This is a genomic window from Hoeflea sp. EC-HK425 (genome assembly GCF_902498795.1).
GTDB classification, from domain to species: domain Bacteria; phylum Pseudomonadota; class Alphaproteobacteria; order Rhizobiales; family Rhizobiaceae; genus Hoeflea; species Hoeflea alexandrii.
Window position 1 is genome coordinate 837,202 of record NZ_LR701572.1, and the last position, 14,916, is coordinate 852,117.

General features: G+C 63.6%; 12 protein-coding genes. 7 read left to right on the forward strand and 5 right to left on the reverse strand.

Annotated elements, in window-relative coordinates; genetic code table 11:
• Positions 1-135: 135 nt before the first annotated feature.
• The 6 genes from SPHINGO391_RS06730 to SPHINGO391_RS06755 all read left to right on the forward strand — a co-directional run bounded on the left by SPHINGO391_RS06730 (position 136) and on the right by SPHINGO391_RS06755 (position 8,371).
• On the forward strand, positions 136-2,898 hold the full coding sequence (locus tag SPHINGO391_RS06730; RefSeq protein WP_152008102.1) for a DUF2339 domain-containing protein: 2,763 nt from the start codon (positions 136-138) through the stop codon (positions 2,896-2,898).
• Positions 2,899-2,973: 75 nt separating this feature from the next.
• Entirely contained in the window at positions 2,974-3,624 is a 651-nt protein-coding gene (locus SPHINGO391_RS06735; protein ID WP_152008103.1) for a hypothetical protein, read from the forward strand.
• 151 nt (positions 3,625-3,775) lie between these two features.
• Positions 3,776-4,855, forward strand: a complete 1,080-nt coding sequence (nadA, locus tag SPHINGO391_RS06740; protein WP_152008104.1) for a quinolinate synthase NadA — start codon at positions 3,776-3,778, stop codon at positions 4,853-4,855.
• 51 nt (positions 4,856-4,906) lie between these two features.
• On the forward strand, positions 4,907-6,502 hold the full coding sequence (locus SPHINGO391_RS06745; protein WP_152008105.1) for an L-aspartate oxidase: 1,596 nt from the start codon (positions 4,907-4,909) through the stop codon (positions 6,500-6,502).
• A gap of 3 nt (positions 6,503-6,505) precedes the next feature.
• On the forward strand, positions 6,506-7,381 hold the full coding sequence (gene nadC, locus SPHINGO391_RS06750) for a carboxylating nicotinate-nucleotide diphosphorylase (RefSeq protein WP_152008106.1): 876 nt from the start codon (positions 6,506-6,508) through the stop codon (positions 7,379-7,381).
• A gap of 93 nt (positions 7,382-7,474) precedes the next feature.
• The gene (locus SPHINGO391_RS06755) at positions 7,475-8,371 is read left to right on the forward strand and encodes a DMT family transporter (protein ID WP_210385770.1); all 897 of its coding nucleotides are present in this window, start codon (positions 7,475-7,477) and stop codon (positions 8,369-8,371) included.
• A 158-nt stretch (positions 8,372-8,529) separates the two neighbouring features.
• On the opposite strand, the gene SPHINGO391_RS06760 is transcribed toward SPHINGO391_RS06755, so the two are convergent.
• Both SPHINGO391_RS06760 and SPHINGO391_RS06765 read right to left on the reverse strand, forming a co-directional pair.
• Positions 8,530-10,152, reverse strand: coding sequence for a BCCT family transporter (locus tag SPHINGO391_RS06760; RefSeq protein WP_152008107.1), 1,623 nt, complete (start codon positions 10,150-10,152; stop codon positions 8,530-8,532).
• Positions 10,153-10,203: 51 nt separating this feature from the next.
• Positions 10,204-10,620: a universal stress protein gene (locus SPHINGO391_RS06765; protein WP_152008108.1), complete on the reverse strand. Its 417-nt coding sequence runs from the start codon at positions 10,618-10,620 to the stop codon at positions 10,204-10,206.
• A gap of 290 nt (positions 10,621-10,910) precedes the next feature.
• Here SPHINGO391_RS06765 and SPHINGO391_RS06770 point away from each other — a divergent pair, with 290 nt between their 5' ends.
• Positions 10,911-12,245 carry a Gfo/Idh/MocA family oxidoreductase gene (locus SPHINGO391_RS06770; protein WP_152008109.1) on the forward strand — a complete coding sequence of 445 codons (1,335 nt, stop codon included), beginning with the start codon at positions 10,911-10,913 and terminating at the stop codon, positions 12,243-12,245.
• Positions 12,246-12,301: 56 nt separating this feature from the next.
• Here SPHINGO391_RS06770 and SPHINGO391_RS06775 read toward each other — a convergent pair whose 3' ends face one another.
• The 3 genes from SPHINGO391_RS06775 to SPHINGO391_RS06785 all read right to left on the reverse strand — a co-directional run bounded on the left by SPHINGO391_RS06775 (position 12,302) and on the right by SPHINGO391_RS06785 (position 14,913).
• Complete coding sequence (locus SPHINGO391_RS06775; protein WP_152008110.1) at positions 12,302-13,195, reverse strand: AEC family transporter; 894 nt, start codon at positions 13,193-13,195, stop codon at positions 12,302-12,304.
• A gap of 144 nt (positions 13,196-13,339) precedes the next feature.
• On the reverse strand, positions 13,340-14,326 hold the full coding sequence (locus tag SPHINGO391_RS06780; protein ID WP_152008111.1) for an NAD regulator: 987 nt from the start codon (positions 14,324-14,326) through the stop codon (positions 13,340-13,342).
• Positions 14,327-14,349: 23 nt separating this feature from the next.
• Positions 14,350-14,913, reverse strand: a complete 564-nt coding sequence (locus SPHINGO391_RS06785; RefSeq protein ID WP_152008112.1) for a tyrosine phosphatase family protein — start codon at positions 14,911-14,913, stop codon at positions 14,350-14,352.
• Positions 14,914-14,916: the final 3 nt, after the last annotated feature.

The window sequence follows — 14,916 nt, forward strand, 5'->3', positions numbered from 1 at the left end:
GGAATGGATCAGCAGAATTGATGTTCGCCACTCGTTAACCGCGAAAGTCGACACTGCCGGATGATTTCGCACACCATGGTTGTGGATGGCTGTGGCAGTCTATAATCGGGACCATTCACTTTACTGGATTTGCGCATGTTCTCCTTGCTTGGTTTTATGCTTCTGATTGCCCTGGCCTTGTGGGTCCGCAGTGTTTCGCTCGAGCAACGCAGGATGGCCGAGCAATTGGCATTGCTGCGCCGTGAACTCGACCGGCTTCCGGCCGGGGGAGCGGCGGAATCCGGTGCCGGGACAGGCGATGAACTGGCAGAGCCGCGGCGGGATGCGCCGGAAAGCACAGGCGCCGGGCCGGAAACGGAGGGGTCTGAGCCAAAGGCCGCTGAGGCGGCAGATGCTGCCCGGCTTTCTGCCGACGCTGCCGCCGGGCGAGCGGAAACCGGCGGCGCCGGGCCAGAGCGGCGTGACGAGGATGACACCGGGTTGCCGGAGGCCGCTGTTCTGGCCGCGTCTAGCCCGGGCAAGGGCATGGATCTGGAGAGCCTGATTGGCGGCCGCTGGTCGGCGCTGCTTGGCGGGCTTGCGGTTGCGCTGGGTGTGCTGTTTCTGGCGCGCTATTCCATCGAAGCCGGTCTGCTTGGCCCGCGGGCCCGGATGACGATGGGCACGCTGATGTCACTGGCCCTGTTCGGGGCCGGCGAATTCATGCGCCGCCGCGACCGCCAGGACGCGATGCCGACGCTGACGAGTGCGGATATTCCGGGGATCCTGACCGGAGCCGGCGCCATCGGCGCCTTTGGCACGATCTATGCAGCCTACGCGCTCTACGGTTTTGTCGGCCCGGCAGTAGCGTTTGTCGGCCTCACGGTTCTCGGCATCGCCAGCCTGCTCTTGTCTGCCGTTCACGGGCCGAAGCTTGCGGCTCTCGGATTGGTCGGCGCCTATGTGTCGCCGTTGCTGGTCTCCTCGCAGGACCCCAATCCGGTGGCCTTCGGCGCCCATATCCTGGTGGTGACCGCCGCCGTGATGGGCGTCGCGCGGATTCGCGGCTGGCGCTGGCTTGCAATCGGCGGCATTGCCGGGTCGACGGCTCTGGCCTTGTTGCTGTTGACGATCTCGACGCTGACAGCCTGGTTCGCACTCGGACTTCTGCTCGTCGCACTGTTTGCCGTTCACGTGATAAGCCTGGTCGCCGGGGTCGAGGCGCGTCCGGATCCGCTCGAGGACCGGCCGGCGGCGCGGCTTGCGATCGGCGCAGGGCTGAGCGTCGTTCTGGTCGGCGTTCTCGCCATCCTGACCTGGGACACTCAGGTGCCGTTGCTGCTTTTGGTATCCGGTCTCGCGGCGCTCATGGTGGCTGCTGGCGGGATCTGGCCCTCGCTGTCGCCCGTTGCTCCGCTGTCTGTGGTGCTGATCGTTGTGGCGCTGTTGTCGCTCAGGATCGATTTCCCGGTCATTGCAGGCATAACCTCCGGTCTCGATATCCGCGATGGCTTGATGGCGCCGGATCTCGGCGGCTTTGTCCGCAACAGCCTGCTGATGGCGGTTCCATCCTTCCTGCTTGCCGTGTTCCTCGGGCTCCGGGCGGCGGCCAGCGCTCCCATCATGGCCGGTCGCCTGGCGATAGCCCTGAGCGCCATCACCGTCCTGACCATGGCGGCGATCTATCTGTCGGTCGCCCCGTTCGAGACCCATGTTCCGACCGGGCTCGCGGCGCTGGCGCTCTCGGCGATGATGGTGGGGCTGACCGAGAAATTCGGCCGCGCCAGACCGGATGACTGGTCGGCCGCGGCTCCGGCATGGCTGGCCGTCGGCGCGGTGGCGCTCGCGGGGCTCGCGGTTGCGATCCTTTTAACGCGTCAATGGATGCCGCTAGGGTTTGCGGTGACTGCTGCCGGCGCCTGCCTTATCCATGGCAGAAGGTCGGTGCCGGCGCTTGGGTGGCTTGCCGTGGCGCTCTCTCTGCTGGCCTCCTCGGGGCTCTATTTCAATGCACCGTTTTCCGCCGATGTGATCGGGTCGGCGCCGTTCTTCAACTGGCTGGTGGTGATCATCGCCCTGCCGGCCGCGCTCCTGATCTGGGGCGGTCTGGCTTTGCGCGGATCGGGCGGGCGCCGGCCCGGCGAACTGGTGATTGCCTTCGGCCTTGCTCTTGCCGGGCTGTTCGTGGCGCTGGAGTTGCGCCACTTCATCGCCGGCGGCGATATCACCGGTGCGCCGTTCGGCCTGATCGACATGGCGACCCAGTCTATTGCGGCGCTTTGCTTTTCCGTCGGGCTGCAATGGGCTGCCCGGCGCAGCGACGCGCGCGTGTTTCCGCTGGCCTCGCTTGTCGTCGGAGCGCTCGGCATCGCGGCGATGGTGATCGGGCTGATCGTGGTGTTCAATCCGTTCCTGAGCCAGGCAGCTGTGGGTGAAGGGCGGGTGTTCAACCTGCTGCTTCCCGGCTACCTGATCCCTGGTCTGCTTGCCGCCCTGACCGCCTATCTTGCCTCGGCAGCACGGCCCAGATGGTACCGGATCGGCTATGGCGCAACCGGCGCCATATTGCTGTTCATCTACGTATCGCTGATGGTCCGGCACGGGTTTCAGGGCGAGAGGGTCGGTTTTCTGCGCAGCACATCTGATGCAGAGATCTGGGCCTACTCGGTGGCGTGGCTGATCATGGGGGGCTGCACGCTGGCGCTGGGACTGGTCTTGCGGTCATTGCCTCTGCGGGCGGCGTCGGCGGCGGTCATCTCGCTGACGGTCGCGAAGGTGTTTCTCATCGACATGTCGGCGCTCACCGGCGCCTTGCGGGCGTTCTCGTTCATCGGCCTCGGCGTGTCGTTGATGGTCATCGGCCGGTTCTATCAGCGGGTGTTGCTGCGCACCGGCAACCGGTCCGCGGACAAGGCCTGAACCGGGCCTTTGTTGACAGTGGCCGCTGCTGAGGGAATGCTTGCGAGAATGGGAGCGACCGCAGGAGGCAGGGCAATGAGGCAGGGTGTGTTTGCAGCGCTGGTGGTATCGGCGCTTCTATTGGGTCCGTTGTCGGGGGCGTATGCCGAGAATTTCGATCCGGATCGCGCCACCTTCGACCCGGAGAGCAAGTTTGTCATCACGCCCTTTGGCGCGATTATCGGCGATCCGGCGCAGGTTGCTGACCTGTCGACCGACCGCATCGGCTTCACCTATTGCTCGGCCATGCCGGACAAAACCCGCGGGATGCTGCTGATGGCGTCCATCGTGATACCGGCACAGGGCGGTGCCGATGGCGGCGGGCATTCGATGATGATGAGCGTCGACCAGGCGCGCGCATTCATCGCCCATCTGCGCAAGGCGCCGGAATGGGCGGCGGTTGCAGCAGAAAACAAGGTCGGCCTTTTTTCCAAACCGATCGGTGACGTGATCGGTACCGAAGGCGATGCAGAATACCTGGTGCTCAAGTTCGTCTCCGACGAGAACAACGCCGGGTCCGTACGGATCGAACACGTGCTCGGCGGTGTAACCAAGGCGTTCGGACTGGGCATCAATCCGGCCGTGAAGTTCGCGGCCCAGGCTGAATTCACGCTGGAAAAGGCGCTTGCGGAATCACCTGATGCAGCCCCGGCTGAAGACGCGGAAAAAAGCAAACTGTTCAAGTAACGCGCGCCCGGCCTGCCGGGTTGCCGCTGCGGGCCGGCTTGCAATCACGAAAGCAAAGTCCTATGTGAAGGGTTCCCCGGCATTGCCGGGTTCTTTTAAAACCCAATTATGCTCAGTTTGAGCATAATTGCTGATGACGGGAGGGTTTGCCATGACCCGGTTGGAGACCAGCACCGGCGCCAAGGCCGCAAGCCGGGCGCAGAGTGCAGCGCAGCGGTTCGGCGTAATCGAGCGTCCGGAGCTGAAGTATACCCCGGCGGTGGCGCGCGAAACCGCGCATCTTTACGACCGGGTCCGCGACCACATCCCGGAAATCGAATGGCCCGTCTACGCGCCTTATGTGCACGCCATCAACCGCATCAAGAAAGAACGCGGTGCGGCAATCCTGGCGCACAACTACCAGACGCCGGACATCTTTCACTGCGTTGCCGATATCGTCGGTGATTCGCTGCAGCTGGCGCGCGAGGCGACACTGGTGGATGAGCAGATCATCATCCAGTGCGGTGTGCACTTCATGGCGGAGACGTCGAAGCTTCTGAACATGGACAAGACCGTGCTGATCCCTGATGGCAAGGCCGGGTGTTCGCTGTCAGATTCGATCACCGGCGCCGATGTGCGGCTGCTCAAGGAGCGCTATCCCGGCGTCCCGGTGGTGACCTACGTCAACACCTCCGCCGACGTGAAGGCTGAAACCGATATCTGCTGCACTTCTTCCAACGCGGTGGCCGTGTGCGAGAGCTTCGAGTCCGACACGGTGCTGTGCATTCCCGACGAGTATCTGGCGATGAATGTCGCCAAGCAGACCAAGAAGAAGATCCTGACCTGGAAGGGCCATTGCGAGGTGCATGAGCGCTTCACGGCGGAGGAATTGCTGGCCTACAAGGAAGCCGACCCGACCATCGAGATCATCGGCCACCCCGAATGCCACCCGGATGTGATCGCGGTCTGCGACTATTCGGGATCGACCGCCGGCATGATCAATTACGTCAAGGACACGCGGCCGCCGCGGGTGCTGCTGGTGACCGAATGCTCGATGGCCTCCAACATCCAGAGCGAGGTTGAAGGCGTCGAGTTCATCAAGCCCTGCAACCTGTGCCCGCACATGAAGCGCATCACCCTGCCGAAGATCCTCGACAGCCTGTTGATGATGACAGAGGAAGTGCTGGTCGACCCGGCCATTGCCGACCGTGCGCGGTTGGCCGTCGAACGGATGATCAACCTGAAGAACTGACGTTCTGGCCCAGCGGCCATAGCGCCGCTCTCGACCAGCAGGGAGCATGCCATGGCGTCCACCGCGATTGCTATTCATCAGCCGCAACCGGTCAAGCGATCGGAGGAGGTGATCATCATCGGCGGCGGCCTGGCCGGGCTGTTCTGCGCGCTGAAACTGGCGCCCAAGGCGGTCACGGTTCTGGCCGCGGCTCCGATCGGTCGCGGCGCCTCCTCGGCCTGGGCGCAGGCCGGGATTGCCGCGGCTGTGGGCGCGGGTGACACCATCGAAAGCCATGTCCGGGACACCATCGTCGCCGGCGATGGAATCGTCGATGAAGCGATCATCCGCATGATGGCGTCGGAAGCCTCCGACCGTGTGCATGACCTGCTTGGCTACGGCGTGCCGTTTGACCGGGATCTGGAAGGCCATCTGGCGGTCAGCCGCGAGGCGGCGCACTCGGAAAGCCGGATCGTGCGGGTCAAGGGTGACATGGCCGGCCGTGCCATCATGGAGGCGCTGGTGGCCTCGGTTCGCAAAACGCCGTCAATCCGCGTGCTGGAAGGTTACGTCGTCGAGGACCTGATCGTCGAAGAGGGCCGGGTCACAGGCGTCATTGCCCGGGACCGGGCGGGCAGCGGCGAGGAACTGCAGCGGATCACCGGCTCGAACGTGGTGATGGCAACCGGCGGCATCGGCCATCTCTACGAGGTAACGACCAACCCGACCGAGGCGCGCGGCGGCGGGATCGGCATGGCGGCGCGGGCCGGAGCGCGGATGGCCGACATGGAGTTCGTGCAGTTTCACCCGACCGCCATCAATGTCGGCAAGGATCCGGCGCCGCTCGCCACCGAGGCGCTGCGCGGCCATGGCGCGACGCTGCACAATGCGGCAGGCGAACGCTTCATGCTGCCGCTGCACCATGATGCGGAACTGGCGCCGCGCGACGAGGTGGCGCGCGGTATCTTTGCCGAGGTGAAGGCGGGGCGGGGCGCGTTTCTCGACTGCCGCACCGCGGTGCCTGGTTTTGCAGCCGAGTTTCCGACCGTTTACGGCTACTGCCGTGAAGCAGGCATTGATCCGGTCACGGAGATGATCCCGGTCATTCCAGCGGCGCATTACTTCATGGGCGGAATCTGGACCGACATCGATGGCCGGACCTCGCTGCCCGGCTTCTGGGCCTGCGGCGAGTGCACCTCGACCGGGGCTCACGGCGCCAACCGGCTGGCGTCGAATTCACTGCTTGAAGCGGTGGTGTTCTCTGCCCGTATCGCCGAAACGCTGAAGGCGGAGATCAAGCCGGATGCACCGAAGGACTGGCAGGACGGTTCGGTGACGACGACCGAGCACATCACCGAGAACGATCACCCCAACATGGTGGCGCTGCGCAAGACCATGAGCGCCAATCTTGGCGTGTTGCGCGATGGCGAGGGCATGCGCGAGGCGCTGGCCACGATCCTGCATCTGGCGCGGGAAAGCCACTCGGTCCGGTTCGACAATGTCATTACCACGGCGAAACTGATTGCGGTCTGCGCGCTCAACCGCACCGAAAGCCGAGGCGGGCATTTCCGCACCGACTATCCGGAAGAGCAGGCGGACTGGAAGCGGCGGACGCTGGTGACGCTTGATCAGGCCCATGCCATCATTCCCGATCTGCTGGAGGGCTGACCCATGACACATGCCTATCTTCCCGAACTGCCGGGCCTGATGGTCGAGGAGCAGGTGCGTGCTGCGCTCATCGAAGATCTCGGCCGGGCCGGCGACATCACCTCCAATGCCACCATCGGCCCGGAGAAGCAGGCGAGGGCCGAGATGAACAGCCGCGAGGCGGGGATCATCGCCGGGTTGCCGCTGGCCGAAGCAGCGTTCCGGCTTATCAACCCGGCGATCCGTTTTGAAGCGCTGGTGACTGACGGTGCCCGGGTGGATCCGAGCACGATGATTGCCCGTATCTCGGGACCGGCGCGCGGGGTGTTGTCGGCCGAGCGGGTGGCGCTCAATTACCTCATGCATCTGTCGGGCATAGCCACCTACACGGCGCGGTTCGCTGATACGATTTCCCACACAAAGGCCAAGGTCACCTGCACACGCAAGACCATTCCCGGGCTCAGGGCATTGGAGAAGTACGCCGTGCGCTGCGGTGGAGGCTCGTCGCATCGCTACGGGCTCGATGACGCGATCCTGATCAAGGACAACCATATCGCGGTCGCCGGCGGCATTGCGGAAGCGCTGACAGCCGCGAAGGCTTTCGCAGGGCATCTGGTCAAGGTCGAGATCGAGGTTGATACGCTGGAGCAATTCGCCGAGGTGCTGGCCGAAGGGGCCGATGTGTGTCTGCTCGACAATATGGGTCCCGACATACTGCGCGCGGCGGTGGCGATGAACGCTGCCAGGAGTGGCGGCCCGATCATTCTCGAGGCCTCGGGCAACGTCAATCTCGACACGATCAGGGCCATTGCCGAGACCGGCGTCGACTATATCTCGACCTCGAAGGTCACCATGGCCGCCCCGACGCTCGATATCGGGCTGGATATGGCGATCGACTGAGGCTATGCCAGCAGACTTGTCGTATCAGGGCAAAGCGGTGCGACCAGCGAGCCTGGCCTTGCTGTCCGTGCCGCAAACCGCACTGGAATTTCCGTGACCACACATATCGCGACCGATCTCAAGGCCAACCTTGTCGGCAGTGGCTGGATGATCGCGTCGATGGCGGTGTTCGCCGTCGAAGATGCCTTCATCAAGGCTGCGTCAGTGACATTGCCGGTCGGCCAGGTGCTTGTCATCTTTGGCCTTGGCGGTGCGCTGGTGTTCGCATCGCTGGCGCTCTACAACAGGGAACCGCTGTACAGTGCAGACGTGATTTCCCGGCCGATGTGGATTCGCGTGGTTTTCGAGATCATCGGTCGCCTGTTCTACGTGCTTGCGCTGTCCTTGATTCCACTGTCGGCGGCAACCGTCATCCTGCAGGCAGCACCGCTTGTGGTGGTCGCCGGGGCGGCACTGGTGTTTGGCGAAAAGGTCGGCTGGCGCAGGTGGAGCGCCATTTTCGTCGGGCTCGCCGGGGTCGTGATCATCATCCAGCCGGGTACGGACAGCTTTTCCGCCCTGTCCTTGCTGGCTGTCGCCGGGATGATCGGCTTTGCCGGCCGTGACCTGGCAAGCCGTGCCGCGCCGGCCAAGCTGAGCACAGCGATCCTCGGGCTGTACGGATTCCTCCCCATCATGGTTGCCGGCGGGTTTTATGCAGCATGGCAGGGCGTGCCGTTCGTGATGCCGGATGGGGTGACCTCGCTTTATGCCCTGGGTGCTGTCCTGTCCGGGGTAATCGCCTATTCATGCCTGATGAAAGCCATGCGGACTGGCGAGGTGTCGGCGGTCACTCCCTTCCGCTATTCGCGGCTGCTGTTCGGAATTGCGCTGGGGATCATCCTGTTTGACGAGCAACTGAGCCTCGCCATGATGGTCGGGTCGGGGCTGATCGTTGCTTCGGGCCTGTTCATTCTGTTGCGAGGCCGTCAGGTCCGAGGGACAAAATAAGCCCGCCCCGTTTGCAGTTGGCCGGAAGCAGTTGCAGCGGATATCCGGCCTGAGCACTTGCAGCGTGTCAGCCAGACGGTGCCTGGCGGATGCTTTGCGGATTCGTACGGCGTCGGAAGTCAAAAGGGCCGCCGTTCTCAACGGCGGCCCTTGCTGTGTCAGCGCGGTTCGCTGTGCAATCCCTTGAGGATGGCAAAACAGGCGAGCAGCAGCACGATGGTGAAGGGGAAGCCGGTCGAGACCGCCATTGCCTGCAATGCCGCAAGCCCTCCGCCCAAAAGCAGCGCGATGGCGACCAGACCTTCGAAACAGGCCCAGAATACGCGTTGCGCCGCCGGCGCGTCGATCTTGCCGCCCGCGGTGATGGTGTCGATCACCAGCGAACCGGAGTCCGACGAGGTGACGAAGAACACGATCACAAGCACGATGGCGATGAACGAGGTGATCTGCTGCAAGGGCAGCGCTTCGAGCATGGCGAAGAGCTTCAGTTCGAGCGGCGCATCGACCACGACCTGGTAACCGTCATTGACGAGCTGGTCGATCGCAGTGCCGCCGAAGGTGGTCATCCAGAACACCGAGACCAGCGACGGAATGATCAGCACGCAGGTTATGAACTCGCGCACCGAGCGGCCGCGGCTGACCCGGGCGATGAACATGCCGACAAAGGGCGACCAGGAAATCCACCAGGCCCAGTAGAACGCCGTCCAGCCCTGCCGGAAATTGTCGTCGGTGCGGCCGAACGGATTGGAGAGCTCGGGCAGATAGCGTGCATACTCATACAGATTGTGGAAGAAGCCGGTCAAGATCGCCACGGTCGGCCCGACGATGAGCACGAAGACCAACAGCAGGGCTGCGAGTATCATGTTGATCTCGGACAGGCGCTTGACGCCCGCATCGAGGCCCGCCACCACCGAGACCAGGGCCACCCCGGTAATCGCCACGATCAGCACGACCTTGGAGACATCGCTGACCCCGATGCCGAAGATGTGGTCGAGGCCGGCCATGGCCTGTTCCGCTCCGAAGCCCAGGGATGTGGCGAGGCCGAACAATGTCGCAAACACGGCCAGGATATCGATGATGTGACCGGTCCAGCCCCAGACGCGCTCTCCGAAGATCGGATAGAACACCGAACGCATGGTCAGAGGCAGGCCCTTGTTGTAGGAAAACAGCGCCAGCGCCAGGGCGACGATGGCGTAGATCGCCCATGGGTGCAGGCCCCAGTGGAAGATTGTCGCGGCCATGCCGAGATCGCGCGCCTCGGCGGTGTTGCCGGCCGCTCCCCCCAGGGGCGCCCAGCTGTCCGGCGAACCGGCGCCTTCTGCGACCGAGGACGAGAAGTGCGAGATCGGCTCGGAGACGCCGTAGAACATCAGGCCGATGCCCATGCCGGCGGCAAACAGCATGGCGAACCAGCCCGTATAGGAATAGTCAGGCGTGGCGTCCTTGCCGCCGATCCGCACCTTGCCGTAGGGCGAGACGATCAGGAAAAGGCACAAAAGCACGAAAATATTGGCGGCTGTGAGAAAGAACCAGTCGAATGTGCCGGTGAGCCAGTCGCGCAGGTCGCCGAAGGCCGCCCCGGCGCTCTCCTGAAACGCAAGCGTGACAAAGACGAAGGCGATGATGGTCAATCCGGAGATTGCGAAGACCGGATTGTGGATGTCGAGGCCGAACGGGCCGACCGACACTTCGACATTGTCCTGGCCGACCTCGTATTCGGTGTCGATCAGGTTGGCTGGCCCTTCCGGCGCCGGAATACCCTGTTCGTTGGGGTCACTCATGGGGTCTTCTCCCGTATTGTTATGTTTGTTGCAGGTGCTTCCTGTCGGGGACTAGCCGCGGACGAGAAAGACAGACGCATCGGTATGCGTCGCCAGTTTGCCGCCGTTGGACGGCCAGACGTGGTCGACGACGTTGGGAATATGCGTCGCCATGACCACGAGATCGCTTCCGGTTTCTTTCACCGTCCTGATCAGCGCATCGTCAAGATCGGTCGCCGGGTCATGGCTGACCACGGTGACATTGCCGGTTTCGATGCCGTGGGCATCGGCCTGTCCGGCAGCAAAGGCGGCGAGCTTCTGATCGTATTCCCCCGGATTGTGGCCAAGTGGTCCAGGCGTCGAGGCCGTGACGCCCACATAGGTAACAGGTGCTTGATAGAGTTTGGAAAGGCTTGCCGCCGTATCCAGAGCATGTGACAACTTTTCAGCGTGTGCGAGATCCACGGGCACCATGATTTTCTTGTACATTGATTTTCCCCCGTCTGTTCCCGGCCGGCATTTTTCTGCCGATTTCTGGTTACTGTTTCAGGCTGCCGGGTGTTTCAGGCTTGTGATGCTTCACCAACGCCGAACACGGCCTTGATTGCGACCAAAGGCTAACGCGGCGGGTGTGTGATTGTAAACCGCAGGGTCAGGTTTCTCTCAGAAGCTGCCGACACGGGCCTCTCGCTCCGGGCCATGGATTGTTGTAGAAGGCTGGCGCAACAGGGTTGAGGAGCCCCGGTTGTGACCGGCTGACCAGGGGAGGAGAAAGCCAGATGAACCTGTTTTCGATGTTGGGCAAACGCGCCGAGGATGGCAATCCGATCCGAATCGGGATGATCGGAGCGGGCAAGTTCGGCACCATGTTCCTGTCGCAGGTGCGCAAGCTTGGCGGTATTCACCTGATCGGCGTGGCCGACCTGTCGCCCGCCAATGCGCGGTCGAACATGGAGTTTGTCGGCTGGCCGCCGGAGCAGTTCGGCGCCCCGTCGCTGGATGAGGCGGCCCGGGGAAAAACCACCCATGTCGGCGATGACTGGCAGGCGTTGGTCGCGCATCCGGCGATCGACATCATCATTGAATGCACCGGCGCGCCGGTGGCTGCGATCGACCATGTTCTGGGCGCTTTCGCCCACGGCAAGCACGTGATCAATGTCACTGTCGAGGCGGATGCATTTTGCGGCTATGCGTTGGCGCGCAAGGCCGCAGAGGCCGGAGTGATCTACTCAATGGCTTATGGCGACCAGCCGGCACTGACTTGCGATCTGGTCGACTGGGCGCGTACCTGCGGCTTTACCGTGACGGCCGCCGGACGCGGACACAAATGGCTGCCCGAATTCCGAAAATCCACACCGGAAACTGTTTGGGATCATTGGGGCGTCACCCGAGAGGCCGCCGAACGCGGGCGGCTGAACCCGAAGATGTTCAATTCGTTTCTGGACGGCTCCAAGCCGGCGATCGAGTCCTCGGCAATCGCCAATGCCACCGGTCTTCTTGTGCCGTCAAACGGGTTGCAGTACCCGGTCGGCGGCGCCGAGGATCTGGCCAACATCATGCGACCGAAATCCGAAGGCGGGGCGCTCGAGCAAAAGGGCATGGTCGAGGTCGCTTCGGCTCTCACGCGTGAAGGCAAGCCGGTGCCTTACGACGTCAGGCAGGGCGTCTGGGTGGTGTTCGAGGGTGAGACCGAGTATCTGCGCAACTGCTTCCAGGAATATCTGGTCAGGACCGATGACAGCGGCCGCTACTCGTCGCTCTACAAGCGCTGGCATCTGATCGGGCTGGAACTTCCGGTTTCGGTCGCCTCGGTGGGCTTGCGTGGAGAGCCGACGGGGGTTGCGCGATGCTTCAACGGCGATGTTGCGGCGATTGCCAAGCGTGACCTCATGGCGGGCGAGATTCTCGACGGGGAGGGCGGTTACACCGTGACCGGCGGATTGCGCCCGGCCAAGGCTTCCGTGGCTGCCGGCTATCTTCCCCTGGGTCTGGCACACGACGTCAAGCTCAAGCGCGCCATCGCCGATGGTGATCCGGTTCGCTTCGAGGATGTCGAAATCGACGAGACCACGACGGCCTACAAGCTGCGCAAATGGATGGAAAGCTTGCCATGACGGCGTTCCACCCGCGTACCGCGCATCGCAACCGGTATTTCCTGGCCTGACCTCAATCAGGTCAGGAAATAGATCCAAAGCGGAAGCGTGATCGCTGAAAGCAGCGTCGATTGGGCGATCAAAGTTGCCGGCAGACGCCTTTCGGCACCATAGACAGATGCCAGCACATGTGCGGCGGAGGCGGTGGGCAGGGCCGAAAAGACGACAAGCACATTGGCGTGGGCTGTCGGCAACCCCGCGAGCGAAACGCCGATCCATGTCAGTGCCGGCAGGATTGCCAGCTTGATCGCCGTGATGCCGCCGGTAAAGCGGTTTAGGCGAACCAGGGCGCCCCAATCCATGGTGGCGCCGACTGCCATCAGCGCAATGGGAATGGCGGCGCCGGCAAGATAGTCGACACCTTTCTGGATAACCTCCGGCAGGGAGATGCCGGTCGCTCCCACACACATGCCCGCCACCGACGCGATGAAGAAGGGGTTGCGGGCTATCCGGCCGAGGACTCCCAATGGGCCCAGCCCGCTGCCGCGCGACAGCGCCGTGATGGCAAACACGTTGGCCAGCGGCACTGCGAAACCAACGGCCACAGACATCAGGGTCGCGGCATCGCCGACAGCGCTGACGGCAACGAAGGCGATCGCGGTGTTGAAACGCCATGCCGTTTGCCACGCACCGGCGAAATCGAGAAACTTCTTGGGTCCGAACGGTCTTAGCAGCCAGCCCAGAGAAAGGCCAAGGGTCAGGATCAGCCAGACTCCGGCACCGATCACCGCCGCATCATCAAGCGAAATCGCGCGAGACGCTGCGGCAGAAAAGATCAGGCAGGGAAACAGCAGTTCGAAATTGAGCCGGTCGATGCCCCGCCACGCTTCCACGCTCAGGCGTTCCCGGAAGACCCTGCCGAGCGTGATTACTCCCATGGTGGGGATGAGAACCGAAAGAATGGGGATCATGGTCAGGAGTACTCTGGCAGTAACCGGCTGTGCGTGGAGTGCCGGTCCAGGCACCGGCCGGCCTGTCGTCGGTGCCCGATTGATGATTGACGACGTTGATGCGAACCGGTTTTCGCAGATCACAGGTGTTTGGCAAGAGATCTTCTATCCCCGCCCGCCCAGTCTCAGGCCCGGGGCGGGACGTTCCTCGAGGATCTTGGCGCGGAAGCGGTAGAGGGCTGCGGGGCGGCCGCCGGTGGCGGAGCTTGAAGCGCCCGTCGGTTCGACAAGTTCCGCGCCCTCAACCAGCCGCCGGAAATTCTGCTTGTGCAGGTGCCTGCCGGAGATGGCCTCGACGGTGGTTTGCAATTCGGTCAGGGTGAACTCGGGTGGCATCAGTTCGAAGATCACCGGGCGGTACTTGATCTTGGCGCGCAGCCGCTGGACTGCGGTGGCGGCGATGCGGCGATGGTCGAAGCGCATGGCGCGACCCAGGGCAGATGCCAGCCCGGTCGATTTCACCCTCTGGTCGGCCACGGCCTCGGCGAGCAGGCCGGCCTCGTAGAGCAGCTCGTAGCGGTCGAGCACACGCTCCTCGTCCCAGGGAAAATCACCCAGCCCGAACGCAAGGCGGATGCGTGCCTTGCGACTTGGATTCTGCGGGCGTTCGGCCGGCTGTTCGGCCCAGGGCTTGAGGCGTGGAAGGATGGACGCGTCAAGCATGGAGGGCCGGCCTTCGCGCCAGTCCTCCCAGGGGAAAAGTTCGTACCAGTCCCGCCAGCGGGCGCCAGTCGCGTGCAATGCTTCGGGATTTTCGGCATCGGCGCGGGTCAGCGCCAGGTAGCCGACGGAGACCAGGTGCGGGCTGCCGTCGCGCGCTTCATCGAAATCCATCTGGCGCCCGCGGTCGCCGAATGTGTAGAGCTGTTCGACATAGCCGAGGTTGAGCGCGGTCTGGCTTTCGACGCTGCCCCGGAGGCTGGCTTCGAAGGTCCTGTGCCGCACCGGATCGAACGGACCGAAGGGAAGCCCGTCTGCGGGACCGTCGCCGGGCGTTGCCGGGACTGTCAGAATGCTTGGCGTGCGGTTGGTGACGGCAACGATGGCCGCATTCAATCCGATGCGGAGCGGGGGGATGCGATCAGCTTGCATGGCGGTCTCGCTCCATGGCTGTGTCAGCCCGTGCCCTTGGGGCGGTCCGGCGTTGCCGGCGGCACCTCCTCGCCCGGCCTGATGGCAAAACAGAACCTGTTTCCCTCGAAAGCGTCCGCGCCACGCCCGATTGCCCTGATCGCGCGGATCAGCCGTCCGCCCCGGCCCAGCATGGCGTCACCGATCTCGATCAGCCGCGGATTGGGGGTGATGAAGGGGGAGGCGGTGCGCAGCCGTTCGGCCAATGCCATCTCGTCCTGGTCGGGTTCGAGTGTCAGTGCCGTGATGGCCGCGGCTGCGGGTGACCGGGAAATCCCCAGCCAGCAATGAACCACCAGAGGTGCGCGCTGGTCCCAGCCCTGGGCAAACCGGATCAGCCGGTCGACGTGGATCTCACCGGGTGCCGTCAGGCCGGGGCGGGCTTCGGCGATGTCATTGAGGCCAAGCTTGAGGTGCCGGGCTTCATCGATGACACCGGGCCGATGAAAATCCTGGTTCTCCGCCAGCAGACTGACCATCTCGCGCGCGCCATGCAGCACGGCCGATTCGGCGATCTGATTGAGGCGGCAGATGACGATGTAGGACATGTC

What these genes read in the sequence shown, in the direction of transcription:
- SPHINGO391_RS06730 (WP_152008102.1), top strand. Translation starts at nt 136, where the DNA reads ATGTTCTCCTTGCTTGGTTTTATGCTTCTGATTGCCCTGGCCTTGTGG.
- SPHINGO391_RS06735 (WP_152008103.1), top strand. Translation starts at nt 2,974, where the DNA reads ATGAGGCAGGGTGTGTTTGCAGCGCTGGTGGTATCGGCGCTTCTATTG.
- nadA (WP_152008104.1), top strand. Translation starts at nt 3,776, where the DNA reads ATGACCCGGTTGGAGACCAGCACCGGCGCCAAGGCCGCAAGCCGGGCG.
- SPHINGO391_RS06745 (WP_152008105.1), top strand. Translation starts at nt 4,907, where the DNA reads ATGGCGTCCACCGCGATTGCTATTCATCAGCCGCAACCGGTCAAGCGA.
- nadC (WP_152008106.1), top strand. Translation starts at nt 6,506, where the DNA reads ATGACACATGCCTATCTTCCCGAACTGCCGGGCCTGATGGTCGAGGAG.
- SPHINGO391_RS06760 (WP_152008107.1), bottom strand. Translation starts at nt 10,152, where the DNA reads ATGAGTGACCCCAACGAACAGGGTATTCCGGCGCCGGAAGGGCCAGCC.
- SPHINGO391_RS06765 (WP_152008108.1), bottom strand. Translation starts at nt 10,620, where the DNA reads ATGTACAAGAAAATCATGGTGCCCGTGGATCTCGCACACGCTGAAAAG.
- SPHINGO391_RS06770 (WP_152008109.1), top strand. Translation starts at nt 10,911, where the DNA reads ATGAACCTGTTTTCGATGTTGGGCAAACGCGCCGAGGATGGCAATCCG.
- SPHINGO391_RS06775 (WP_152008110.1), bottom strand. Translation starts at nt 13,195, where the DNA reads ATGATCCCCATTCTTTCGGTTCTCATCCCCACCATGGGAGTAATCACG.
- SPHINGO391_RS06780 (WP_152008111.1), bottom strand. Translation starts at nt 14,326, where the DNA reads ATGCAAGCTGATCGCATCCCCCCGCTCCGCATCGGATTGAATGCGGCC.
- SPHINGO391_RS06785 (WP_152008112.1), bottom strand. Translation starts at nt 14,913, where the DNA reads ATGTCCTACATCGTCATCTGCCGCCTCAATCAGATCGCCGAATCGGCC.